The 24,647-nt window shown below is 62.0% G+C and carries 14 protein-coding genes and 2 pseudogenes; 8 read left to right on the top strand and 8 right to left on the bottom strand.

What is annotated here, in order from left to right; translation table 11 throughout:
• A pseudogene (locus ACJWXQ_RS03835) lies at window positions 1-438 on the top strand (hypothetical protein); the annotation flags it as partial.
• The gene (locus ACJWXQ_RS03830) at window positions 435-3,680 is read left to right on the top strand and encodes a hypothetical protein (RefSeq protein WP_406672189.1); all 3,246 of its coding nucleotides are present in this window, start codon (window positions 435-437) and stop codon (window positions 3,678-3,680) included. The pseudogene ACJWXQ_RS03835 and the gene ACJWXQ_RS03830, both read left to right, overlap by 4 nt.
• Window positions 3,681-3,730: 50 nt before the next feature.
• On the opposite strand, the gene ACJWXQ_RS03825 is transcribed toward ACJWXQ_RS03830, so the two are convergent.
• Window positions 3,731-4,201 (bottom strand): cupin domain-containing protein, encoded by a 471-nt coding sequence (locus ACJWXQ_RS03825; RefSeq protein WP_346051802.1) that lies wholly within the window; start codon window positions 4,199-4,201, stop codon window positions 3,731-3,733.
• 264 nt (window positions 4,202-4,465) lie between these two features.
• Between ACJWXQ_RS03825 and ACJWXQ_RS03820 the strand changes: the two are divergent.
• A pseudogene (locus tag ACJWXQ_RS03820) lies at window positions 4,466-5,976 on the top strand (diguanylate cyclase domain-containing protein).
• A 19-nt stretch (window positions 5,977-5,995) separates the two neighbouring features.
• Here the strand turns inward: ACJWXQ_RS03820 and ACJWXQ_RS03815 are convergent.
• The 4 genes from ACJWXQ_RS03815 to ACJWXQ_RS03800 all read right to left on the bottom strand — a co-directional run bounded on the left by ACJWXQ_RS03815 (window position 5,996) and on the right by ACJWXQ_RS03800 (window position 10,922).
• The gene (locus tag ACJWXQ_RS03815; protein ID WP_346051804.1) at window positions 5,996-6,313 is read right to left on the bottom strand and encodes a hypothetical protein; all 318 of its coding nucleotides are present in this window, start codon (window positions 6,311-6,313) and stop codon (window positions 5,996-5,998) included.
• A 51-nt stretch (window positions 6,314-6,364) separates the two neighbouring features.
• Window positions 6,365-6,616, bottom strand: a complete 252-nt coding sequence (locus ACJWXQ_RS03810; protein ID WP_346051806.1) for a hypothetical protein — start codon at window positions 6,614-6,616, stop codon at window positions 6,365-6,367.
• Window positions 6,617-6,643: 27 nt separating this feature from the next.
• Window positions 6,644-8,791, bottom strand: coding sequence for an IgaA/UmoB family intracellular growth attenuator (locus ACJWXQ_RS03805; RefSeq protein WP_346051808.1), 2,148 nt, complete (start codon window positions 8,789-8,791; stop codon window positions 6,644-6,646).
• Window positions 8,792-8,885: 94 nt separating this feature from the next.
• Window positions 8,886-10,922, bottom strand: coding sequence for a tetratricopeptide repeat-containing diguanylate cyclase (locus tag ACJWXQ_RS03800; RefSeq protein WP_346051810.1), 2,037 nt, complete (start codon window positions 10,920-10,922; stop codon window positions 8,886-8,888).
• 281 nt (window positions 10,923-11,203) lie between these two features.
• Between ACJWXQ_RS03800 and ACJWXQ_RS03795 the strand changes: the two genes are divergently transcribed.
• Both ACJWXQ_RS03795 and ACJWXQ_RS03790 read left to right on the top strand, forming a co-directional pair.
• Window positions 11,204-12,169, top strand: coding sequence for an ATP-binding cassette domain-containing protein (locus ACJWXQ_RS03795; RefSeq protein ID WP_346051812.1), 966 nt, complete (start codon window positions 11,204-11,206; stop codon window positions 12,167-12,169).
• Window positions 12,162-12,959, top strand: a complete 798-nt coding sequence (locus ACJWXQ_RS03790; RefSeq protein ID WP_406672188.1) for an ABC transporter permease — start codon at window positions 12,162-12,164, stop codon at window positions 12,957-12,959. The genes ACJWXQ_RS03795 and ACJWXQ_RS03790 overlap by 8 nt, the downstream gene beginning before the upstream one ends.
• Window positions 12,960-12,998: 39 nt before the next feature.
• Here the strand turns inward: ACJWXQ_RS03790 and ACJWXQ_RS03785 are convergent, their stop codons facing one another.
• Complete coding sequence (locus ACJWXQ_RS03785) at window positions 12,999-14,126, bottom strand: GGDEF domain-containing protein (protein WP_346051814.1); 1,128 nt, start codon at window positions 14,124-14,126, stop codon at window positions 12,999-13,001.
• Between the two features lie 114 nt (window positions 14,127-14,240).
• Window positions 14,241-16,520 (bottom strand): cyclic nucleotide-binding domain-containing protein, encoded by a 2,280-nt coding sequence (locus tag ACJWXQ_RS03780; RefSeq protein ID WP_346051816.1) that lies wholly within the window; start codon window positions 16,518-16,520, stop codon window positions 14,241-14,243.
• Window positions 16,521-16,669: 149 nt separating this feature from the next.
• Here ACJWXQ_RS03780 and ACJWXQ_RS03775 point away from each other — a divergent pair, with 149 nt between their 5' ends.
• Window positions 16,670-19,507 (top strand): AMP-binding protein, encoded by a 2,838-nt coding sequence (locus ACJWXQ_RS03775; protein ID WP_406672187.1) that lies wholly within the window; start codon window positions 16,670-16,672, stop codon window positions 19,505-19,507.
• A 154-nt stretch (window positions 19,508-19,661) separates the two neighbouring features.
• Here ACJWXQ_RS03775 and ACJWXQ_RS03770 read toward each other — a convergent pair whose 3' ends face one another.
• Window positions 19,662-20,687 (bottom strand): amidohydrolase family protein, encoded by a 1,026-nt coding sequence (locus tag ACJWXQ_RS03770; protein ID WP_406672186.1) that lies wholly within the window; start codon window positions 20,685-20,687, stop codon window positions 19,662-19,664.
• Between the two features lie 115 nt (window positions 20,688-20,802).
• On the opposite strand from ACJWXQ_RS03770, the gene ACJWXQ_RS03765 reads away from it, so the two are divergent.
• The gene (locus ACJWXQ_RS03765; RefSeq protein ID WP_346051822.1) at window positions 20,803-24,099 is read left to right on the top strand and encodes a cytochrome c peroxidase; all 3,297 of its coding nucleotides are present in this window, start codon (window positions 20,803-20,805) and stop codon (window positions 24,097-24,099) included.
• A gap of 13 nt (window positions 24,100-24,112) precedes the next feature.
• On the top strand, window positions 24,113-24,499 hold the full coding sequence (locus ACJWXQ_RS03760; protein WP_406672185.1) for a hypothetical protein: 387 nt from the start codon (window positions 24,113-24,115) through the stop codon (window positions 24,497-24,499).
• The last annotated feature ends 148 nt before the right edge of the window (window positions 24,500-24,647 follow it).

Below are 24,647 nucleotides of genomic sequence, written 5' to 3'. Positions count from 1 at the left end.
TGCGAACCGGTGACCAATTGCCGCGCGGTATTCGGCGGGTTGTCAGTTCCGAGCCTTGCGGGTGATCTCGTGCACGCAATCAGCGTATCGTTCACCGACCGGGCCGGCAATGAGGCTCTGCCCGAGATTCCTCTGGATCAGCTGGCCGAGGCCAACCACCCGGCCGGTCTGCTGGCCAGGCGGTTGCGGCTGCTGGATGGGCCCGCGGATGACAGTGCGCGGCAGCGTCTGATCGAGGAGGGCCGCCGTCGGCTGCAGGCACGGCTGGGCGAGTCTCGCTGGCAGGCCCTGGCTGATGGGGGCCTGGGTACTGACGGCATGGGTGCTGACAGCATCGGCCGTGACTCCCTGGACGAGCAGGTGGTGGTGGATTACCTGCGCCGGGCCGGGACCCGGATGCTGGAACGGATGCTGGCAAGCAGGGGGGATCTGGGATGAGGCTCAAGGGTCTGACGATTACGTCCCTGCCCGGCATTCAGGGCGATTTTCATCTCAAGGACATTGCTCCCGGGGTCAACCTGGTCACGGGGCCCAATGCCATCGGCAAGAGCAGCCTGATTCGGGCACTGCGCTATCTGGTGGCCGAGCCCGCGGCGTCCGACCCCAAGGCCCTGGTGCTGTCAGCAGAATTCGAGAATGGCGAGCGGCGTCGTGTGAGCCGCACGGGCAGTCAGCAGCAGTGGGAAGTGGACGGACGCCCGGTTGAGGCACCTCCCTTGCCGGAGGCCGATGCCCTGAGCTGTTACTGGCTGAAGATGGAAGACCTGCTTGAGAAGACGGCCAGCGATGAGCGGCTGGTTGTACAGCTCAAGCGTGATCTGGCCCAGGGCTTTGATCTGCCGGCGCTGAGGGGCGGGCCGTTTGAGATTGGCCCACGGGCGGGGCAATCGGAAAACAGGGATCTGCGCGACAGCGAGAAGAAGCTGCGCGACGTCGAGGCCGAATATCAGAGCTATCGCGATGCCGAACGGCGCCTGCCGGCGTTGGAAGAAGAGATTGCCTCGGCGAAAGAGGCGGGGCGACGTGCCGATCGCCTGAACAAGGCCCTGGCCTTGCTGGAAATCCGCAAGGAGCGCGCCGGGATCGAGGCGGGGCTTGAAACGGATTTTCCGGCCGGCATGGATCGCCTGCGCGGGGATGAGATCAAGCGCCTGGAGCAGTGCCTTGACCGACGGGTGGAGGCTGAACGGCAGCTCGCGATTGCCCATCGGGAGCGTGACGATGCCCGGCAAGGCCTGCAGGCCACCGGCCTGGCCGAGCGCCGTCCGCAGGTCGCCGAGCTGCGGGCACAAAGGGACCGGCTGGGCGAGGCCCAGCGCCTGGACCAGCAGTTGGCGGACAAGCGTGCCGCCGTGGCCAAGGCGAAGGCCGCCGAGGCCGAAGCCCTGGAGCGCCTGGGCGGACAGTCGGAGGCCCCGACGCTGACGACTGAGGCGGTCAGCGAGGCCGAGGAGTTTGCGCACCGGCTGGACAAGGAGCGGCGCCGGCAAACGGAACTGAAGGCCAGGCTGGATGCGGTTCCCCGTGAGGAGCCGAGCAACGCTGGGCGCCTGCCATTGCTCCTGGCCGCCTTGGGCGGGCTACTGGCGGCAGGCGCGGCACTGGTCGCCGAGGCCTGGGTGGCGTTGGTTGGTGGTCTGCTGGCTTTGGCGGGGGCGGCCTGGAGTGCGCTGACCCGGCAGCGGGGCGGGACGACATCGGCCCGTGAACAGGTAGCAAAGGAAGATTTGAGGGAGCTTGAGCAAACCCTCAGGCAACTGGAGTCCGAGCGTGCCGCGCTGGCGAAGCGCCTGGGCTTTGACCCGGCCCTGACGGCTCAGGGCATTGACCACTTTGTGCGCTTTGTCTCTGCTTACCATCAGGCGGTAGTCGCGCGCCGCGAGCTGGAAGGCGAGGTGGGCAAGCTCGAACAGGCGCGGGATTCAGCGGCCGGGGCCGTGGTCGCGTTTCTGCGTGTCTGGGGGATTGAGTCCGACACGGTACTGGCGGATCTCAAGGCCAGGCTGGATGAGCTGGAGCAGCGTCAGAGCGAGGCGGAAAAGGCCGAGCAGTTAGTGGCGCAACTGGATAAGGATATCGAGCGCCTGGAACAGGATATCGACGAACGCCGCTCCCAGGAGGCTGAGCTCTACCGCGAGGCCGGCCTGGAGCCCGGGGACCGCCGTGGCCTGGAGGCGCGTATTGAGCGGTGGGATGCCTGGAAGGCTCAGCGCGAACGACTGCTTGATGCGAGGGGCCGCGAGAATGAGCGCCGCTCGGCCCTGGGCGGCGAGGAGGAGTTGCTGGCGCAGGTCGAGGCCGACGAGCACGAGTGGCTGGAAGACAAGCGCGCCGAGGCCGAGGAAGAAGCCGCCGACCTGGCAGCGCTGCAGGATGAGCGCACGACGATCCGGCGTGATCTTGAGAGGGCGGGTACCGATCACAAGCTCGCCTCGGCATTGGCGGATGTGGATGCGGCCCGCTCGGCCTTGGAAGACCGCCTGGATGAAGTGCTGTTCGCCGAGGCCGGGCAGTTTCTTCTGGATGAAGTGGAAGCCGAACATCGCAAGGAAAGCGAGCCGGAGACCCTGGCCGATGCCCGCGAGCGCTTCCGGCGCTTCACCCATCAGGATTGGGACATCGAGCTGGATGATGAGGCCGGGCTGGTCGCCCTGGATTGTCGCCAGCAGGCCCGCCGTGGACTGGACGCATTGTCCACGGGCACCCGCATGCAACTGTTGCTGGCCATGCGCCTGGCCTGGCTGCGCCAGCAGGAGCAGGGGCGGGCCTCGCTGCCGCTGTTTCTGGATGAGGCCCTGACCACCAGTGACGAGGCGCGTTTTGCCGTGGTGGCCAAGAGTCTGGAGCAGTTGGCGGCGGAGGAGGGCCGGCAGGTCTTCTATCTCAGCGCCCGTCGCCACGAGCTGGCGCTGTGGGAGCGGGCCACCGGTCAGCGGCCCCATCATATTGACCTTGCCCGGGTGCGGGCCTGGCGGACTGATGCCGAGGCGGCCGATTTCGAGTTGCCGGAAGCCGAGTCCCTGCCCGAACCCGGCCAGGATCGTCCGGAAGACTACGCGGCCCGGCTGGGTGTCCCCGCCGCCGACCCGCGCCAGCCGACCGGCAGTCTGCCCTTGTTCTACCTATTGCGCGATGACCTGGTTTTGCTCCATCGCCTGATGGATACCTGGCGGGTGACGAGCCTGGGCCAGCTGGAAGGCCTGTTGGCAATCGATGCGGCCAACAGCGCCATCCCGGAAGCGGCCATGCGCGAGCGACTGGCCGGGCGCTGTGCCGCCGCCCGTGCCTGGATCGCGGCCTGGCAGCGCGGCCGTGGCCGGCCGGTGGATCGCCCGGCGCTGGAGGAATCCGGTGCGGTATCGGATGCCTTCATTGATCGGGTCAGTGAACTGGCCGAATCGCTGCAGGGCGATGGCGAGGCCCTGGTGGCCGCGCTGCGAGACGGGGAAGTGCCGCGCTTTCGCCGCAACAGCGCACAGGACTTGGAGGAATGGCTCAGCGAGCACGGCTACATCGATCCCGAGGAGCCCCTGGATCGGGATGCCCGCCAGCGCGAAACCCTGGCCCGCGTCGCCAAACAGGCACAGCCCGAGGACATCGAGCAGCTCCTGCAATGGCTGGAAGCGGCGCCAACGGTCCGCCAGGCCGACCAGACTCCCGCCAGGCAGGCGGCGTCCTAGGCCCAAAAGGGCGTGTGCGGCCGCCGCCTGCTGGCAATGGGCTCAGCCTGTCAGTCTTCAACCGGGTGCGCGTCCACGGGATCCTCGAAAGCGATAAAGAGCAGACAGCTTTCCTCGGAGACGCAGTGGGCCGTGTGCGGGAGCCCGGCGGGGCCATAGGCATAGGTCCCAGGATGGAGAGTGACCGGGTCCTGGCCGTCATAATCCACGCTCATTTCCCCGGCCACGAGCACCATGCGCTCGGCACTGCTGTGCCAGTGATGGTCGGCCGTGCTGTTCCCCGGCAAGCGAAAGAGCACATCCGCATTGGCTGCGGTGGGATCGCCCTGCAGTACCGCAATGCCGCAGCCCTCAGGCATCCACTCCGGGCAGGGGCCCCACTCCAGTTCGTCTGAGTCGAGGGTCCAGATAAAGGCCTTTTCTTCGGCGAAGGCGGCGGGCGCGGCCATCAGCATCGTGAATGCGATGGCGGTGACAAGGCCGGGCGTTATTGGGCTTTGGCTGTCTTTTGATTTGCGCATGTATGAATCCTTTTCCCTATTGGGTGTTGTGCTTGCCATGTCATGAACCGGCTCCCGGACCCACTCAAAAAGGAGCAGGCAGTACAGATTCGGGACATTAGGGCAATACGGGATTGGGCAGTTTTTACTGCCATCCAGGATTGAACCCCTTTCGGTTCAATGAGCACGTCGCCGCTCATCTCAGTAAACTTACTTGCAGCAAGACTCCCAGCGACTACCATTTCTTTAATAAGGAGTATCCCGGCTGATTTATAATGAGGTGTCATGAAGCCCACGGAATCGACAATCGGGGCAGCCTTGTTGGAGGCAACTACCGCGAAGAAGCATCGCCTTAGGCGAATTGCTCGCATGGCGGCAGCAATGTTTCTCTTTGGTGCCTTTGCCAGTGCGCTAGGCGCTATTCTGCTTGCGGAGTCCGCTGAGGACCGAATGCTTCGGCTTGGCTTTGCCCTTGCCGCATGCGTGGTTGCAGCGCTGCTCGTCGTCCTTCCATGGGAGCGGGGGCGGCTCAAATATTTCGCCCTCGTGGTGCCGGTTGCCTTTCTCTTCATCTACTTCTACGAGTTGCTGGTTGGTTTTAGCCCTTATACCTATCCGCTGACATTTGTTTTCGTTTATGTCTGGGTGGGCCTGGTCCTCCCGCGCTGGGCACCGCTGGCCTTGTTTCCCTTGATGGTTCTCACCTATGTAGCGCCGAAGCTGGATGATATTGCCGCGCTGCAGGCCGGTGTGGTCGCATTGCCGACCTGTCTTCTGGTGGGTGAAGGCATCAGCTTTGCAATGAATCTTCTGCGTGGTTATCAGGATGAGTTCCGTCAACAGGCAGAGATTTTCCGCCGGGTTGCCCTGGCAGCCAGAAGGATCAATTCCCTCGATAGCCAGGATGTGATGGATGAAATTGTTGAAGCTTGCCGTGAGTTGGGTTTCGATGCGGCCAGCATGATTCGGCTGCAGTCCGGTGGGCAAGAGGTGAAGGTAACCAGCCTTAGTGGTATGCCGGAATCCATCCTGGAGGCGAGTCTCAGCCTGGACCGGGGAATTGCCCGAAGGGTGCTGAACAAAGGGCATGGGGTCAGCTGGTATCGAGATCAGATCGAACAGGAAGGCTGCCCCTTGTTACAGGAATCCGACTTCGGTGCTGTCCATGCCGAACCGGTATTCATCGGGGACGATGTAGCTGCCATTCTGTTTGTCGGCAGGCTGAATTCATCAGCTGTCTCGGTTGAGGGACGGGCCGCGCTTGAGACCCTCGCTTTGGAGGCAGGCGCGGCCCTTTCCAATGCCGAACACTATACTCTCGAGCGTCTTCAAGCCCTGGAATATCGGAATCAGTCAGAGCGGGACCCGCTCACGGGGCTGGCAAATCGTCGGCTTGCGGATACCGTCTTGCCACAGGTCGCGCCGGATGATGCGGTGTTGCTCATCGATCTGGATCATTTCAAATGGGTCAATGACAGTTTTGGGCATGATGGGGGCGATAAGGTGCTGATCAGCCTGGCGGAATTCCTCCGGGCAGAATTACGTGAAGGGGATATCCCTTTCAGGGTCGGGGCGAGGAATTCATGATCCTCATGCCAAGGGCTGCTTCTCATGCCCGGCAGATTGCAGATCGATTGCTGGAACGATGGCGGGAGCAGCAGCCGGTGACCACCTTCAGCATGGGTTTGGCCGTGCATCGACCCGAGGCCAACCCAACGGAGACCTTCAAGCGTGCTGATGAAGCGCTTTACGCAGCCAAGCGTGGTGGCCGCAATCGTCTTTCCGAAGCCTTGTGATGGCCCCCGGTAATCAGGCCTAACGGTAGGGACGGAACCATTTGGGCTGCTGAGGGCGAAGACCCATGGCTGCCAGGGCCAGAAAGAGCAGGCCGAGCAGGATCACGACAATTCCCCAGACATCGGTTTCTTCCCGCAAGCCGAGGATGCCGGTGTAGATCATGAGAACGCCTATGCCGGAACTGACCAGAACCAGCAGTGCAACCAGTGGCAGGGGAATTGGTTCATGCCTCACCGAGCCATTGCTGCGCATGGCATAGCCCTTCTCCGCCCGGCATTTGGGGCAGTGGACGCTACCATCCTCGATTTCGGTGTTGCAGTACGGGCACTGTTCCATGGCGGGGATTGTCCCAAGGTGTGGCCTGGCTGTCCAATCACTGGCTGGTGGCTAGGGTCGCCACCAGCTGTCTTTGTGACGTCCAGCCTGGCGCAGGGATTCCAGACCAAACTCCAGCACCCCGGCAACCACCAGCACAGCCACCAGGGCGAAAACCAGTGGATGGTCGCGATTGAAGACGTCTAGCCAATCCAGTAACAGCAATAGACCAAGGCCGATCACTGCGGTCGCAATCAAGACAATGAACACCACACGCAGGCGGCGAACAGTCTGTTCCCTGATTCTGAACATGTCCAGAGACATTGGAAACTCCCTTTCGCTTGGGGAAACTTAGAAACGCGGATTCTGATTCCCTTGTTCTGTCAGTTGTTGGCCTCGACGCCTTGCCGCTCGCAGCTTGATGGCAAACAGCGGTACGTGGATCAGCAATAACAGCAAGCCGAGGCTCAGCCACGTACTGCGCATCAGTGCCGGCCAGCTCTCGTCCAGTGACCGCGAGGCATCAATCTGTAAGTGAACGGCGCCGCTAGCGTCTTCGCCGAGACGGGTCACCATGCCCTCCAGGCGGAAGGGCTGGGCCTCGGATCTCTGAGTGAGTTTCAGCAGTTCGTTCCAGCGAATAAGCTCACGACGACTGTGCTGCACGGAGGGCAGTTCCGCCTCGCCGCCGTTCGTCACTTCCAGAAGTATCCCACCCCGCTGGCGGTCGAGAATGGATTCGGCCAGGACTTCCCGGTAATCCAGGATGGCGTGGTTACTGATATCTCGCCCGTGGAGGTAGAACCGCTCCAGGTTATCGCGAAGCATGAGCCCCCGAACCTCGTCACCGTCAGCGGTCTGAAATAGATCGTGGACCCCATCCCAGCTTTCCGGTGCCTCCTCCATGTCGAGGATCATGTCGGAGAGCAGCAGTCGCCGGGTATCCTGGCACCGGCGCGAGAACAAATTGCCACGATCCTCTCGCTCTGCATCTGAGCAAGCCTGTTCCACCAGATTCACGGCGTGGCCAGGGTTGGAGATGACCCGGATTTCCCGCCGCCCATGGCCGCCGACCAGCATTTGCTCAACACCGGACAGTTCGCGGACATCGAGAAAATCACCCTGTGCAAGCATGCGCAGGTGGTCGGGCAGGGCGTCGGGTTCATTGGGCAGTAATTCCCCGTCCCAGCGAATCCGGGAGCAGTCGATAAGTCCTGCCACCTGATTGCTACTGGGCGTCTCCACCTGGCAATGGGCTTGCCCGGACAGTGACACCAGATCGCCCTGTCGCGGTGGGTTTTCGGCCAGTGACTGGCTGTCATGATACTCCCGTATTTCGTGGCCGCTGATGACATGCTGGGCGAGGACCATGTCACCGATGGGGCCGGGGGAATTGAGGAGCATGGTGACGACAGCACCCAAGGCTACCAGTGTCAGGCTCAGGTGCTTGCCCCAGTAGTGGGGTCGGGACTGGATCATTTCCGCATCAATGCTGAAGTCGTGATTGAGGCGGACAGCGGAGCGATCCATGACCCGGATATCGGCCTCCACCGTACGGCCCACCAGGCCACCAAGCTTGTGAAACCAATGCGGGGGCACCGAGAAGGGCAGGCGATCCCCGAGGGCGGGCTGTCCCTGGTCGGGGCCGCCATTGGGGGCCGGCACCATGAAGATATCCAGTGGACCGGAGACCCGGTTGACGCGGGCGGGCATGCCCGGTCGATAGGGTCGCCAGAACAGCCACAGCCCCAGCAATGCCAGGATCCCGGCTGCGGTGACCCAGATCTGGCGGGCGATTTCTCCGGCTACTCCGGCGGCGATGGCCAGGGCGATGAAGCTGCCGATCCAGGCCATGCTGGAGAGAAAACCGATCCCGCGGCCTTCCCGATCCTCGGTTTCAGCGGGCGTCTCCAGGCGCTGGTCCAGGATGCGGATATCCTGACGAGGACTGCCATCCTCAACGGGGCCGTCATTGCCGAAAACGCACTTTAGCGCGCCTCGTACCCCGGCTTCCCACTGGTCTTCCTGGGCCTCCCGGCGCTGCTGACGTTCCTTGCCCCCCTGCAGGTCGAACTCGCCATTAAGGGAAATCACTACGGCGTAGCGACCCGAAAATGCGACTTCCGCCTCGTTGTATTCCTTCAGGAAAAGGGCAGCGTCATAGGGCAGGATGACTTCCACGCCACCGATCTGATCGTGCCAGGTGGTGTGGCCGCCCGTATCCAGGCCGTGGCGCTCGAAAGGTCCGCTGAGCCGATAAACTTCGTTGCCATCGAGCTCCAGGGTTCGGTCTGAGCGGGTCGGGTCGATGAGCTGGCCCCGCAGCGCGTCCAGCTCACGACTGTCCAGTTGGCGCAGGCTGGGCAGCTCTTCCCGCGTCTGCTTGGCGGTGCGCTGGGCACGACGGAGCCTGCGCTGGTAGCCGACAACGCTGTAAGCGGATACAAAGACAATGATCAGGACCAGCGCGATCTGGACCAGGAACATGAAGTCGTTCAATGGAATTCCCCCTTCCTGCTTCGGAACCTTGTTGGTTCTCTATGACTGACGCAGCCGAACTATACGCCAGTCACAGGGGAGGTCCAAGCCGCTTTCAGGACGGCGGTGACTGTCTTGGCGGACCCTTGACGGTAGTATGATCCACAAGCCCCTGATCCACGGCGTTCGCCAGGTCATTGCTGAGGGCGTCGCGTATCTCCTCGAAGGGGCGGTTGACGCCAAGGATGCCTATGGCACGGTTACGTCCGTGGGTCTTGCCGAGGTAGAGGGCCATGTCGGCAATGTTGAGCGCCTTTTCCCAGTTTATTTCCTGTTCGGGGATGCCGGCGAATGGGAGCTGGATAAAGCCGCCTGTGGCGGTGACCGTTAGCATCGCGCCATGAACTTCGATGGGGTCCTTGCCAATGGCTTCCAGTACACGAGCAACGTAGTCCGGCAAGGCTGCAGGGTCCATGTTTCGCAGGAACATCAGGATTTCCTCGCCCCCCCAACGAATGACCATATCGGAGCTTCGGGAAATCGCCTTGAGGCGACCGGCCAATTCCCGCAGGACCACATCGCCGCCGGAATGACCATATTGGTCATTGATTCGCTTGAAGAAATCCACATCCAGGAGTAGGAGGGCATCAGGGTGAAGCTGAGCGCGTCGCTCCTTCCCGCCGTCGCCACGCTGCTGCATTTCCTTCTGGAAGGATCGTCGATTCAGAAGGCCGGTCAGGGTGTCGTGCACGGACTGGTATTCCAGCTGCTTGTTGGCGACCGTCAGGCGCAGGTTGGCTCGTCGGGCAGCGCGGTAGGCCTGCCAGAGGAGGATCAGGCTCATGATCACAACAATGACGAAAAGGATGGTAATGCGCTGCTGCAGGCGACTGTTCTCGATGACCCGCTCCTGAAGCTCATTGCGTTCTTCAAGTAGCTCGATCTGTGTGGCCTGCTCACGGGTCTCGTAGCGGGTCTGTAGCTCACTCAGGCTCTGGTCTCGTTCTGCCTGAAAAACCCTGCTTTTCAATTCCCGCTGTTTCTTCAGGGTTTCGATGGTTTCTTCCATTAAACCTGCTTCATTGTAGGCTTCTGCCATGTAGCCCAAGAGATCGGCCATATTGGCATCACTGTAGAATTCGGCCAATCGGCTGTGGGCGGCTTCCATTTCCTCAATGGCGTCATCGACCTCGCCCAGCATGATGGCCAGATAAGCCAGGTTGAATTCCAGCAGGGGGCGTGTGTGTTCGTCCTCCAGATCGATTGCCATGGCGAGTGCCCGTTGCAGGGTTTCGCGGGCATCCTCGAAGTTTTCCATTTGAATCTGGGCAGAACCGATATTGTTGAGGCTGGTGACGATGATGTCTGGCCGTTCCAGCTCTTCTGCCCAGTCAATGGCTTCCTCGTGGGCCTGAATGGAGGCTTCCTTGTCCTCCATCTGGGCAAATATGTAGCCCTTGAGCAGGAAAAACTCCGGGAGGTAGATTCGGTAGTCGAGATCCTGGGTCTCTCTGATACCACGCCGTACCATCCGCAACGCCTGATCATAATTTCTTAATTCAGCCTGCATCTGGGCAATGCTGTAGTTGAGGAACTGGCGTCTTATCTGGGTGCGCTCATCATCCGTTTCCTGCACCGCATCATAGGCTGCCAGGAAGTGGGAAAGAGCGTCTTCGTACTGACTGTGAGCGCGCAGCAGGCGCCCGGAGAGGTTATGCGCATAGTAGCGCACCCGTGGAGAATGGACTTCAGGCAGAATCCTTTCGAGCAATGGGATCTGGGTCATGGCTTCATCATTGTCATCGAGGCGCCACATCACGTCCGCTCGAAAGGCAAGGGCCTCTGCAATTACATCGGGGTGGCCGTCATCCTCCGCCAGACTCACAAGCTCCCGGCTCTCTTGCCTGGCCGCGTCTTCATCTTCCTGGCTAAGAAAGTCCAGCATGTAATAACCACGGGCACGGACGCGCGTGGCCGTGGGTGTTTCCCCGTCCAGCTCTTCGATGACAGCCGCCAACAAGGCAGCCCGTTCGTCCGCAGGCTGTTCAAACAGGGTGATGTAGTCATCAAGCTTGGATTCCAGGGCCGGATCCATCTCGGGCGGAGCCGACAGCGCGGGGGCGGCGAGCAGACCAAGAGACAGGAACAACACGGAGAGATTCCGCGTTATGGTAAGAAGCCTGATTGAGCCTTGGCAGGACAAGAGCGCCGCCTCCTTCAGTGGGGTCGGGCTTGAGCTTACAAGAGAAAACACCATCCACGCAGCCAGTTGACCCTTGGACTTATGGCGAGTGGTAGGAAAATCGGGACCGATGGTGCCTTCACGCCCCTCGAGAGCGTTATTTAGGCCAGACTGATGCTGGATGTGATCTCGGTGCCCATCGAGTAGTCTTGGTGGTTTGGGTGGCAAACGGACGACTATGAGGTCTTCAAATGGATGCCATTGTCGCGGAAGCGGTAAGCAAACGATTCGGCGAAACTCAGGCTCTGGATCAGGTGAGTTTATCGCTGAGACCGGGTACGGTGCTGGGCCTGCTGGGTCCCAACGGGGCCGGCAAGACCACCATGGTGCGAATTCTGGCCACCCTTCTGCTGCCGGATTCTGGCCGGATCATGGTGGATGGCCATGACCTCCTTCGCAATCCACAAGCGGTACGGCGGGTCATCGGGCTGACAGGACAGTATGCCTCGGTGGATGACAAGCTGACCGGGATGGAAAACCTGATTCTGATCGCCCGCTTGCTGGGGCAATCGCGATCACAGGCCCGGACCAGGGCCAGGGAATTGTTGCGGGATTTCAGTTTGGAAGAGGCCGCGGGGCGCGCGGTTCAGACCTATTCAGGGGGTATGCGTCGCCGACTGGATTTGGCGGCAAGTCTGGTGGGGAATCCCCGGATACTGTACCTGGATGAGCCCACCACCGGCCTGGATCCCCGGGCCCGCAAGCAGCTGTGGCAGCGACTCCGAGGCATGGTCGCTGCCGGGATGACGGTCTTGTTGACCACCCAGTATCTGGAAGAGGCCGATGCCCTGGCCGATGACATCGTGGTCATCGACCGGGGACGGGTGATTGCGAAGGGAACGCCTGACGCACTCAAGGAGCAGGTGGGTGGGCAGATTCTGAGACTGCGACCACGGGATCCGCTGCAGCTGGCCGAAATCGCTGAGGCGGTGGCGGCGCTGATCGGGGAAATGCCGGATGTTGACGGGCGCACTGTCTCCTGTCCGGTGTCGGATCCTGCCTTGCTGACGCAGGTGGTCAGGCGCCTCGATGAGCAGGGGCTGGCCTTGCAGGATTTTTCCCTGCGTGGTGCCAGCCTGGATGACGTTTTCCTCAAGCTTACCGGCCACCGGGCGGAAAGTGGAGAAACGGCAGAGGAGGGCGATCAGGGTGCCTGATTCCAATCACCGTTTTTTCGATGGCCTGAACCAGACCCTGACGCTGGCTTGGCGGACACTGGTTCAGATTCGGCACAACCCCTGGGAGTTGGGTGATTTCAGCATCCAGCCCGTACTCTTTCTGTTGCTGTTTCTCTATGTCTTCGGCGGCGCCATCGCCGGCTCCACGGAGGCGTATCTGCAATTCATTCTACCCGGTGTGATCGTGATGAACATGGTCTTCGTGACGGTCTATGTGGGGCACGGCCTGAACATGGATCTGACCCGAGGCGTATTCGATCGCCTTCGTGCCCTGCCCATTGCCCGTTGGGCACCACTGGCGGGCAGGATTACCGCGGACCTGGTGAAGCAGGCCTGGTCCATTCTGCTCCTGCTGGCAATCGGCTTCCTGCTTGGCTATCGTCTGGAGGGTACGGTAATGGGGCTGCTGGGTATGTCATTGCTGCTGCTGACCTTTGCCCTTGCATTTTCCTGGGTAATGGTCTGGATTGGCGTGATTGCCCGGGACCCGGAGCATGTCCAGTTATTTGGTTTTACCGCGCTGTTTCCAGTGACCTTTGTGAGCAATGTATTCGTCCCGACTGAGTCCATGCCCCCCTGGCTACAGGTCGTAGTTGAGCTGAATCCCGTGTCCTTGTTGTCTGAAGCATCCCGAGGGTTGCTCAATGGAGAGGCGTTTCTGCAACCGGCATTATGGTCCATGGCATGGGCCCTGGGTATCGGGTTGGTTTTTGCACCGTTAGCCTTGCGGGCCCTGGAGCGTCGTCTGGCATCAGGTAGTTCTCCTTGAAGTGATGGTTTCGGGATGTCACTTACTGGAAAATCTTGCTCATCCGCACTCGGTGCGGTTGCGGCCGTTGCGTTTCGCCTCATATAAAGCCTTGTCGGCGCGAGTGACCACGGCCTCGGCATCCTCGGTGCCTTCATTGATGGCCAGCCCCAGGCTGATTGTCAGGGACAGCCGTCCTGCACTGGTCTTGAAGTCCTGATTTCCCACCACCTGACGAACCTTCTCGGCGACGAGGTAAGCGGGTTCCTTGTCCGTATTCTGAAGAAGTATCAGGAACTCCTCGCCCCCCCAGCGGGACACGCGGTCCTCAGCCCGCACGGATGCACTGAGACGATGGGCCAGTTCCACCAACACTTCGTCGCCCACATCATGGCCGTGGCTGTCATTCACCTGTTTGAAATAGTCCAGGTCGGCCATGATCACGGCATAGCGTTGATGATGTCGGCGGGATAGGGCATGGGCAGCGGCCAGTTCCTGATCCATGGCGCGGCGATTGAGCAGACCGGTGAGGGGGTCTGTCAGGGCACTCTGGCGTAGCTGTTGTGCAGCGATGAAGTTCTGCACGTAACCATTGTAAAGAAGCTCGGCAAGGATGCAGGCCACGACCACCATGACGGCCGGGTAAATCAGATTGACGGCGGCCGCAATCAGGTCGACGCCGTTGTGGCTGAGTAGCAGCGGCAGCGCCAGCAGGGGCAGGCCATAGATGACCGGGATATCTCTCAACCCCCGGGTGGCGGCCACTGACATGGCGCCAATGGTCATGATCAAGCCCTGGGCAGTGTATTGCACGGGGGCGCCGTCATAGACCTTCTCATTGGCAAAAATGCCCACCATCATGAACATCATGGCAAAGGCGAGGAGCAAGAGCATCGGCCGGGGCCAGTCACCCAGCGGAAAGCGCCAGCGCAGGACCAGGATGACTAGGGCGGGGATCAGGACCGGCAATCGCCACAGCGCATTCCGCAGGCCGATGCGGTGGTGGTCTTCGTAGAGCAGGAACTCGATAAGTTGGAAGGCGGGCAGAATGAAGAGGACCGCCACCGCCGCCACCACACCAATACGCCGGGCCAGTTGACGCTGGTAGTTTCGGAAATCACTTTCCCAGGCCGTTGGGATGGACGGAAAGAGCAGGTCCAGAATGTGCTGGACGCGCGGGCCTGGCATTGCATACCCCCTTTGCCGGTGGCAGGTGGTCGCGGCTGATGGCCTCCCTGCCTGGGCTAATTTGTCGGGGCGGTCCGCTGCCCCTTTCTCACAAACAAATCATAGCGCAAGTGGTTACTGGACCGCGACTCGGCAGATTGTTGCCACGCCCAGGGCATCGATAATGCCTCGCGCATAGTCGTATCCGTGCTGTTCGATGCCGGCCAGATCGCGAAAGCCCAAGGTAGTGGCATCGGCCAGGGGCGGGGTGAAGCGGATATCGGCGTCGGCAAGGGTCCGGTCGGCAGCCTGGTGGCTGGCGGCAAGCACGGAATCCATGAGTATTTCCATCATGCCGGGCACACCCCGTTGCTTGCGATACTGCTTGCCCCGCAGGAGACTGACCCAGGGAGAGGGGAAGTCGTCACGTGTGGCAGACACGCCCCGAGGCGCACGCACATCGCTGGTGAGCAGTCGGGCCACCCGGGGTCGCAGCAGGTCACCGGGCAGGTTGTTCAGGACGCCGCCGTCCACGTGGATCTCGCCGTTGTTGATTACCGGTGTCACCAGACCGGGTATGGCGCCTGTAGCCCGCACGGCACGCCACAGGGAGCCGCTTTCATGCACGGTCAGCTGCTGCCGGGAGATATTGGTGGAGACGCAGCAGAAGGGGCGCCAGAGATCCTCGATCAGCAGATCGCCATAGGTCTTGCGGCTGACGTAATCCAGCCGCTTGCTGCGGAGCAGACTGAACGCGGGCAAGGTGTACTCCCGCCAGGGATTGGATTGGACGAAGGCCCATTCTGCCTGGGCCAGGATGTCCGCCGGGGCCATACCTCGGGCGTATAGGGCGCCCACCACCCCACCCATGCTGGTGCCGGCAACCAGGTCCACCGGTACGCCCGCCTCCTCCAGGGCCCGGATGACGCCGATATGGGCAATGCCCCGGGCGCCGCCCCCGCTCAGGGCCAGGCCAATGGACCGGCCGGTCAGGCGGCGCGCCAGACTGGCCATCTGCCGCGGACAACCGCTTCGCAGGTGGTGGTGAGTATCCACCGAGCGGGGCTCCAGCCAGCGGTCGGAATGATGGGGCAGGGTGGTTTCCTGGGCATGTAGCAGAACCAGGTGGACCCGTGGCGCCACGCCGGACTGGCGGCGGGCCGAGAGCTCCTGATAGAGCAGGGTTTCCAGACCCTTTGGCTCCGGGTCGTCTTCGCTGTCCGCCAGTACCAGAATCTCATCGGCCCGCTCCAGACAACGTTGCGTCCAGGCGCTGGGCTGCTCACCCGCGTCACAGGGGTCGGTCAGATAGAACACCAGTTCATGGCGGGACTCCTGCTGCTCCAGCCACAGACCAAGACCGGTATGGGCCGGATCGCCGGGACCGGCGTGGGCCAGCGTTTCCCGGCCCAGGCGGCGGCCAATCTCGCCTGGATCCAGTAGCAGGCTGTCACCGTGGCTTCTCAAGGCCTTCTGCAGTTGCAGCAGGAATACCTTGGGCGCGGCCAGACGACCGGCCCGGATCACGCAGACGGCCCTTGGGGCAGCCGTTTGATTGCCGTTTCCCTGTTGGGCCCGGTCCAGTCTTTCCACCACCAGGCGGCCTACAGACAGCGCCAGCTGGGGGTGGCGTCGGCTGAGATGATCGAAATCCACCCGGGTCAGACGGACCAGGGTGCTGGCATGGGTTGCCACCACGCGAGCGGAGCGAGGCTGGTCACGCAGTACCGCCATTTCACCCACCATCTCGCCCGCGGTAACCGTGGCGATGGCCTGCAATCCACCGTCCTGATTGCTGCCAAGAATGCGTAGCTGGCCGCTGACCAGGATATAGAGGCTGTCGCCCGGTGCCCCCTGGTCGAAGAGCATTTCGCCGGGCTCAAGCTGCTGCCATTTCAGACGGTCTTCCAGGGCGCGCCAGGTTTCATCTTCCAGGGTGCCGAAATAACGGCGGATCAGTTTGCCGATCTGATTGTGCCGCATGCGTCGCAGCACTTCTGCTTCCAGGGCGGCCCTGAGCGGAGGATGCTTTGCCACGGCTTCATCGAAGGTGCCGGCCGGCAGGCGGGCCAGCAGCGTGGTGCCCACGGCTCTGACCGTGGCGCTGCGAAAACCACCCACCAGCAGGGCCATCTCGCCAACGGGTTCCCCCGGCATGACGCGGCCGACCCGGCGGGCCGCCTCAAAATCATCGCTCTCGCTCTTGGGGGCCAGCACATGCAAGGCGCCCGACAGCACCACATACATGGCATCGGCGCTGTCGCCGGCCTGAAACAGATCCTGGCCATCGGCAAGCCGGACTTCCCCCATTCGACCGGCCAGCGACTCCACCACCGCCCCTTCAATGTCGGCGAAGATGGTGGAGGTTCGCAGAGTCTCACTGATTCGGCGTTTGCCGATGTTGCCGTGGTCCATACCCTTTCCAATGTCCTAACTCCCTGAGTTGTCACAGTATAGTCGTAAGTTGCTGTTCCGTCCGCCTGATGCCAATGGCCCCGAATACGCTTGACCGGGACCGGGGGGCAGGCGGACCATGAACTCTGGGAGGGCCACGGAGGCCGCGTATGACGGATCGAAGCGAGGAACTGGAAGCCGGGTTGCTCACGCTTGTGGTCGAGGTGATCCGCGAACTCCACCCGGGCCGTCCCGTACCCGAGCTGGACAGGGACACCGACCTGGAAGCCGAAGCCGGACTGGACAGTCTGGGGCGGGTTGAGTTGATGCTGCGCGTGGAAAAACGCTTTGGTGTCAGCGTCCCGGACGAGGAGGCGGTCGGGGCGAAAACACCCGCTGATCTGATTCGGGCCCTGCAGGAGCGTGGCGCCAAACCGGTTGCCGTGAGCACCGAGCCCGAAGCACGGGAGTCAGCGCCAACGGCAGCCGCTGCCGAGCCGAAGCAGGCCGGGACCCTGCCCGAGGTTCTGGATTGGCATGCGAACCGTGCCGGAGAGCGCCGCTGTCTGACCCTGTTCGATGACAGTGGCCAGGGGCCGGGCCTTGACCATGAGGCCTTGCGTCGGGGCGCGGCGGAAGTGGCAGCCGGCCTGCGCGAGCGTGGTATCGGCCCGGACGACACCGTGGCACTGATGTTGCCCACCGGTCTGGATTTCTTCTTCGCCTTTCATGGCGTGATGTGGGCCGGGGCGGTACCGGTTCCCTTGTATCCGCCGGTACGGGCCAGTCAATTGGAAGACCATCTTCGCCGTATCGGCGGTGTCCTGGAAAACGCCGGGACCCGTTGCTTTATCGCTTCCAGGGAAACGGTTCGGGCAGGGCAATTGTTGCGGGGGCTGGCAGCGGCACTGGATCATGTGGTGACCGTCCCGGCTCTTCGACGGGGGGTAGCCCCTGCGGACCGGGTACCGCGCAAGTCTGATGACCTGGCCTTCCTCCAGTACACCTCCGGTACCACCGGCCAGCCCAAGGGCGTGATGCTGACCCACGGCAACCTGCTTGCCAATATCCGCAGCATGGGGCAGGTGGTCGAGGCGAGTTCCGACGACCATTTCGTCAGCTGGCTGCCCCTCTATCACGACATGGGCCTGATCGGCGCCTGCCTGGGCACCTTGTACTACAGCATCCCCCTGACCCTGATGTCGCCGCTTCAGTTCATGGCGCGGCCACAGCGCTGGCTATGGGCCATACACCGTCATCGGGCCACCCTGTCAGCCGCCCCGAACTTTGCCTACGATCTTTGCGCCCGGCGCCTGGCGGACGAGGACGTTGAGGGCCTGGACCTGTCCAGCTGGCGAGTTGCCTTCAATGGGGCCGAGCCGGTCAGCCCCGGGACCCTCGAAAGCTTCTGCGAGCGTTTCGGGCCCCATGGATTTTCCCGCCGGACCATGAGCCCGGTCTATGGTCTGGCCGAGTCCTCGGTGGGGCTGAGTTTTCCGCCCCTGGACCGGGGACCCTGGGTGGATCGGGTCAAGCGGGATACCTTTGAGCGCCGGGGCAAGGCGGTGCCGGCCAATTCAGATGACCCCCACCCGCGACTGTTTGTGGCCTGCGGCAAGGCCCTGCCCGGGCATGAGCTTCGAGTGGTGGATGACAAGGGCAAGCCGGTGGCGGATCGTGTCCAGGGTCGGCTGGAGTTCCGTGGGCCTTCCTGTACTCGCGGCTATTTCCAGAACCCGGCGGCGAGCGAGAAGCTTTTCAGTGACGATGGCTGGCTGGATTCCGGTGATCTGGCCTATCTGGACCGGGGGGAGCTGTTTCTCACCGGGCGGGTCAAGGACCTGATCATCCGGGGCGGCCGCAACTATTACCCCTATGAGATCGAACAGGCGGTCTCGCAGATTCCGGGGATTCGCAGCAACAATGTCGCGGTGTTTGCCAGCCCCGACCCCGACACCGGAACCGAACGGCTGGTGGTGGTGGCCGAGACCCGGGAAACGGCACAGGAGCGACTGAAGGAACTGGAGCAGGCGGTCCGGGATGCCAGTCTGGAGTTGCTGGAGACGCCACCGGAAGTCATCAGCCTGGTGCCGCCCCAGTCGGTACCCAAGACCTCCAGCGGCAAGATCCGGCGGCCGGCCTGTCGGGCACTGTTTGAACAGGGCCGCCTGGGACAACGGCACCGTCTGGGGGCTCAGTTGTTACGCCTGCTGGGGCGTGGGCTGCCGCAACTGATGCGTCGCGGTGCGCGCCGGGTCGGGCGAGGGTTGTTCAACCTCTGGCTGTGGCTGCTGGTGCTGATCTTTGCCTTGCCCCTCGCCGTGATCATGACCCTGCTGCCAGGTCGTCGTCTCCGGGCGGCGGTATCCCGTTTTGGCGCCGGGATGCTGGGGCTGTTGAGCGGGGCCGGGCCGGTGGTGAGCGGCCGTGAGAATCTACCGGACGGCCCCTGCGTGGTGGTCTGCAACCACGCCAGTTATCTGGACGGTTTCGGCCTGCGGGCTGCATTGCCCGGTTCACTGGTATTCGTGGTCAAGCGTGAAATCGTGCGCAATCCACCCTTGTGGTGGTTGTTGCGCCGGGCGGGTGCAACACCTGTGGAGCGTTTTGATTATCGTCGCAGTCTTGCCGACCTGGAGCAGGCCATGGCACGGATGGCATCGGGTGAGCGCCTGATGTTCTTCCCGGAAGGTACCCTGACCCGGGCGCCCGGACTGCAGGCCTTTCGGGTAGGCGCTTTCATGGCCGCGGTGCGCAAGGGGGTGCCGGTGGTACCGGTCAGCATCCGCGGCTCTCGTGACATGCTTCGAGGTTTCAGTTTTTTCGTGCGCCCCGGCCGTGTGTCGGTGACCGTGGGTAAGCCCATTCATCCTGACGGGGATGACTGGGACGCTGCGCTGAAATTGCGTGACCAGGCTCGGGATTGGATTCTCGAGCACTGCGGTGAACCCGATCTGGGTACCCACACCAGCAGCCTGATGGACCTGCGAAAGAATATTGGCCTCTGATGGCAGCTTTTCGGAGTGGCCGCCGTATTCCATGACGGTGTTGACCTTTCCTGTCAGCACTGGCCGCTTCGGCGGTCATGACCTCTTCCTGGGAACCATTCCGGGCTGCCGGCGAGACCGGCAGCCCGGCCTTTTGCCGAGACGGGGTTTCTGACTAGCGGGCTTCCGGGAGATAGGGGGCGCGATTGTTCAGGATCTGCTGCTGTTGCTCCCGGGACAGGCCGCTGCCCCGGCGCAATGGCCGCAGAGTCTCGCGCACTTCGAGGCTGTCCCAGTCGGAGGCAAACAGGATTCGTTCAGCACCGATCAGCGAGACTGCTTGGGCCACATTGTGCCGATTGCGTCGGTGGGCGGTCCGACCGGCCGTATCGCCGGCATAATCCCGGTCCCGCGCCCAGGCTGCGGAGATGTCGAACCAGAGATTATCGTGTTGAGGGAGGTCCCGGGCCAGGCGCTCGATGGCCCGCAAGGTATCCGTGTCAACAATGCCGCCCCCACCCAGGTGGGCCAGTTGAACCGGGACGGTGGGAGCTTTCGGGAGGACATGCTCGAGAAATATTTCTGCTTCCTCGACGCCATAGCGTGAGCCCCGCGGCCGCAGATGGATCACGATGGCCAGTGACTGCTGCTCGGCTGCCGCGAACACTGACGCCAGAGCCGCGAGTTCCTCAGCGTCGTGCAAGTCCACATCACTGTTGGCGAGGTGCAGCTTGATACCGGTGGCACCGGACTCGGCGCAGCGTTGCACTTCCTCCAGGGCGTAGTCGGCAATGGGGCTGATGCCGCAGAAGGCCACCAATCGTTCCGGGAAACGCCGGGCCTGTTCGAGCACAAAGTCATTTTCCCGTTTGACCTTGTGATACTCATTCTCAAAGCGGATCTCGGGGATGGCGTACATATAGCCCAGCGACAGGATCACCGCCTGATCGATTCGGTAGCGATCCATCTGGCGGAGCAGGATATCGGCATCCTGTATGCCGCGGCTGAGATCGCCGGGGCGCTCACCCCGGGCCAGCTGTACCCGGGGCAGTGCTCGTGCACCGCTCTCGCTTCGGATATGGATGTGGTGATCCGCCACCGGTGGTGGCAGCCCATCCGGCGTGCCGGCACAGCCGGCAATCAGCAGCGCAATGAACGGTACCAATCGTAGTCTGAAAAGGATATTCTGGAGTCTTGGCATGCCTGGGACTACAGCAGATTGGCGCAGTCGGCACAAGCCGTGGGCATGCAGCAGGCAGGGTGAGAATTGGCCGAGTGTCGGCATTTGGGATTTGGGGATGTTCAGGGAGTGGTAAATGGGGACTTTTTTGCGTTCGGTGTTGCTGGTGCTGCTCATGGTCGGTTTGGGAGCCTGCTTGAGCGACGGCGATGGGGGCCTGCCCGGCGGTCAGGATCTGCCGGGGGGCTCCGACAACGGTGATGATCAGAATGGAGACGCGGGTGGAGAGGAAGACGATCTCGCCGCTCTCGCAGAAGAGATTCGCGCCATCGCCCGGGACCATGGCCTGGATGGCGATATCCGCCCGGGCCTTGCACCAGTCCGCCCGGATGAAGATGAGCTCGTCCGGCTCGGCCAACTGCTGTTCTTCAGTGCCACCTTGAGCGGCAACCGGGACGTGGCCTGCGCCAGTTGTCACCATCCGGATCTTGCCATGGGTGATGGTCTGTCCCTGCCCATCGGAGTGGCAGCACATGCACCGGAACGCCTGGGGCTGGATCGAGAGCTGGACCCGGAGCAAGACCTCGACCCCCGGGCCGACGACGGTCCCAATGTGCCCCGCAACAGCCAGACCATATTCAACACGGCCCTTTATAATCGAGCCCTGTTTCACGATGGCCGGGTCTTTGTTCTGGACGAGGAAGTGGCCCCCGGCGGGCAGGGTCAGACCTTCAATACCCCGGAGAGCGGCAACCTCCCCCATGCGGGCGAGGGCGACAATCTGCTCGAAGTGCAGGCCCTGTTTCCGCTGCTCAGTGACCAGGAAATGCGAGGCTTTACCCACCCGGAACTGGTGCCGGAAGAATATCGGGCGCATCTGATCGAGCGGCTACAGGATGCCGAGCCGGGCCCGGGTCCGACCTGGGAGGAGCGGTTTGCCGCCGCCTTCCCGGAGGATCCGGACCCCATCAATCTGGGCAATCTTCAGCGGGCGCTGGGTGCCTTTCAGGCATCAATGACATTCGTGGACAGCCCCTGGCGCTATTTTCTCGTTTCCGACGAGGAGGAAACGCCCGACTTGTCGGAAGATGCCCTGGAAGGGGCCCGTCTGTTCATGACCATGCCCGAGGAAGGGGGCCTCGGCTGCATAAGTTGCCATAGCGGTGATCGCTTTACCGATGAAAGCTTTCACAATGTGGGTTTCCCCCAGATTGGACGCGGCAAGCGCCAAGGGGGAACGGACTCCGGTCGCTGGGGCGTGACCCAGGAGCCGTCGGGCATGTTTGCCTTTCGGGTCCCCAGCCTGCTCAACGTTGCAGTGCGGGGGCCGTATGGTCATGCCGGCAGCCTCCAGACCCTGGAAGACGCCATCAAATGGCATGCCGACCCGGAATACTGGCTGACTCGTATTGATGAAGTGCTGGCCGGTCTGGTTCAGTTTCACTCGCTCAATGTCCATGAGCTCTATCCCCGGGCCGCCGAGCTGACTGCCGAGGTGCAGGAACACGACAGCTTCGCCGCCAGTCGCGAGTTCTTGCCGCCGGTGGCGCCGGATTCGGAGGCCGTGGATCAGCTGGTGGCCTTTCTGGAGTCGCTCACCGATCCCTGTGTCGAAGATGGTCAGTGCCTGAGCGATTGGGTTCCGGCCAGGGAAGATGACCCGGATGGGTTCCTCCTGGTTCGAGATGATCCTTTTCCGGGCAACGGAGATGATGGCGAAGGTGGGGGTGAAACCTACCCGGAATACATCGCCCTGGATCATTCCCAGCGAGCGGACCGTGACAGCTTCCCCGAGGCCCTGGGCTGTACTGGTGGTCCCTCGGATGTGAGCAATCAGGATCGCCAGGCCTTTGTCTTCCGGGATGATCTCGGCCTGGATCTGCCCCATGGCTTTTCGGAAGCCGGCTGGACCATCGACGGCCAAAGCGGCGTGGAAATGCGTATGTTCGCGGGCGGGATCACAGCAGCCTATCTGGACGATGACTGCTGGCCCGATCTGCTTTTTTCCAGCGGTGAGGAACAGGGGCTCGTGTTCTACCGCAACCTCGGGGGCCAGTCTGGGTTTGAGCAGTCGGATGCCTTGGCGCCGCCGGACGCCCCTGACTACGGATTCTTCACCAATGTCTCGGTAATGGATCTGAACGGCGACTATTACCAGGAGCTTCTGGTTAGCAACCTCAGTCCCAGGGAAGGGGTAAAGGTGCTGGGCATGGATGATTCCGGCGGCTACCAGGAAATCGCCGAACTGCCCATGTCGAGAAGCACCTGGGGCATGGCCTTTTCGGATTTTACCGGCTCCGGCCTGCCGGGTATCTTCATGGCCCACTGGTCCGGGGGCGTGGATGGTCTGGCCCCGGCCTTGTGGATCAGCGAGGGTGATCGCCTGGTGCCTGCCGACGAATTTGGCGGTACTTCATCCGCCCAGCTTGATCAGAATTTCAACTTTTCTCCCATCTTTGCTGATTTCAATGACAGTGGAGGGCAGGACCTGGTCATTGCTTCCGATTTTTTCACCAGCTCCGTTCTCGCTCATGCTCCCGGGGCTGGTCGTTTCTTCCGCAATATTACCGACCGTTCCGTTATTACAGACGAAAATGGTATGGGCGCTGTGGTTGGGGATTTTGACAACAATGGCAAGCTTGACTGGTTCGTGACTTCAATATTCGACAAGGTCGATGAGCCCGCGGGCAACTGGGGCACCAGCGGTAATCGCTTTTACAGGAATATCAGTGAAGACGGCCATGTTCGATTCGAGGATGCCACCGAGGAAGTGGGAGTCAGAGAGGGTGGCTGGGGCTGGGGTGCCTGTGCCGCGGATTTCAACAACAACGGATTCCTTGATATTTTTCACGTCAATGGCTTCGGTGTCATGCCACCCTATGTTCCCTGGGCGGATTGGTATGAAGAACTCACCGGCGGGCGTTTCACCGACAATCGCCCGGTCCTTTACATCAACAATGGTGACGGCACGTTTACGGAGCGTTCCCTGGCCTGGGATGTGGAAGAGGTCTCCCAAGGGACCGGTGTGACCTGTTTCGATTATGATCGCGATGGTGATATCGACATCGTGTTGGTGGACAATTCCAGTGGCATTCAGTTTTTCGAAAACCAGGTGGGACACGGTCCTGGTGCGCGTTTTCTCAACATCCGACTGGTAGGGGAATCACCCAATACTCATGCACTCGGTGCCCGGGTTTATGTTGAGGCGGATGTGGGTAACGGCCACGGCCAGCAGCGGCAGATGCGGGAGGTCATGGCCCATAGCAGCTTCAATGGCCAGGATCTGCCTGATCTTCATTTCGGTCTGGGAGAAGCCGAGTCCGTTACTGTGGAGATTCAGTGGCCGGATGGCGAGGCGCTCGTCTGCGAGGATATTCCTGCCAATCGTTTCATGGTTTTCGACCAACGCCAGCCCGAATGTCCCGCGGACTGAGGAGTTGAGCGGAATGTCCAGCGAATCCCGCTCAGACTGGTGGATGCTGCCGAAGGGCTTGTGCCTTCTGGCGGTTGCTGCCTGTGTACCTTTGCATGAGCCCACCCCGGCGCCAGAGTATTTTGATCTGATGGAGCCATTGTTCACGGTGGGCGTGCCACCAGAAGCACCCTTGCCGGAGCTTGATACCGAGCATCTGGGGCCTGAGGAGGCCAACCGGGTCAGGGTCCATCGTGAGCGGCATCGTGCAGTGGTCAATGTGACCAGCCTGAGCGCCCATCGCGGCCGCAGCATTGAAATCGTCCCCAGTATGGAAATGGGCAGTGGGGCCATTATTGACAGCAAGGGTATTGTGGTTAGCAATCACCATGTGGTTGCCGGTGGCAGCGCCTGGTGGTGACGCTCTACGATGGCAGCCACTATCCGGCCACCCTCCTGGGGCAGTGATCCGGAAATGGATTTGGCAGTGCTCGAGTTCGATCCCCAGGGCAGATCACTTACCCGTATCCCCTTTGCTGACAGCAGCCGTGCCCAGGTGGGACAGTCCG

Source organism: Natronospira sp., assembly GCF_007134575.1.
GTDB lineage: Bacteria > Pseudomonadota > Gammaproteobacteria > Natronospirales > Natronospiraceae > Natronospira > Natronospira elongata.
Note: the sequence above shows the minus strand (reverse complement) of the source record. Positions and strands in the feature narration are given on the sequence as shown.

Coding starts and splice junctions, on each gene's coding strand:
- ACJWXQ_RS03810 (WP_346051806.1), bottom strand. CDS start 6,616: ATGTCTCTGGACATGTTCAGAATCAGGGAACAGACTGTTCGCCGCCTG.
- ACJWXQ_RS03825 (WP_346051802.1), bottom strand. CDS start 4,201: ATGCGCAAATCAAAAGACAGCCAAAGCCCAATAACGCCCGGCCTTGTC.
- ACJWXQ_RS03785 (WP_346051814.1), bottom strand. CDS start 14,126: ATGCCAGGCCCGCGCGTCCAGCACATTCTGGACCTGCTCTTTCCGTCC.
- ACJWXQ_RS03760 (WP_406672185.1), top strand. CDS start 24,113: ATGTCCAGCGAATCCCGCTCAGACTGGTGGATGCTGCCGAAGGGCTTG.
- ACJWXQ_RS03765 (WP_346051822.1), top strand. CDS start 20,803: ATGGGGACTTTTTTGCGTTCGGTGTTGCTGGTGCTGCTCATGGTCGGT.
- ACJWXQ_RS03775 (WP_406672187.1), top strand. CDS start 16,670: ATGACGGATCGAAGCGAGGAACTGGAAGCCGGGTTGCTCACGCTTGTG.
- ACJWXQ_RS03815 (WP_346051804.1), bottom strand. CDS start 6,313: ATGGAACAGTGCCCGTACTGCAACACCGAAATCGAGGATGGTAGCGTC.
- ACJWXQ_RS03795 (WP_346051812.1), top strand. CDS start 11,204: ATGGATGCCATTGTCGCGGAAGCGGTAAGCAAACGATTCGGCGAAACT.
- ACJWXQ_RS03830 (WP_406672189.1), top strand. CDS start 435: ATGAGGCTCAAGGGTCTGACGATTACGTCCCTGCCCGGCATTCAGGGC.
- ACJWXQ_RS03780 (WP_346051816.1), bottom strand. CDS start 16,520: ATGGACCACGGCAACATCGGCAAACGCCGAATCAGTGAGACTCTGCGA.
- ACJWXQ_RS03770 (WP_406672186.1), bottom strand. CDS start 20,687: ATGCCAAGACTCCAGAATATCCTTTTCAGACTACGATTGGTACCGTTC.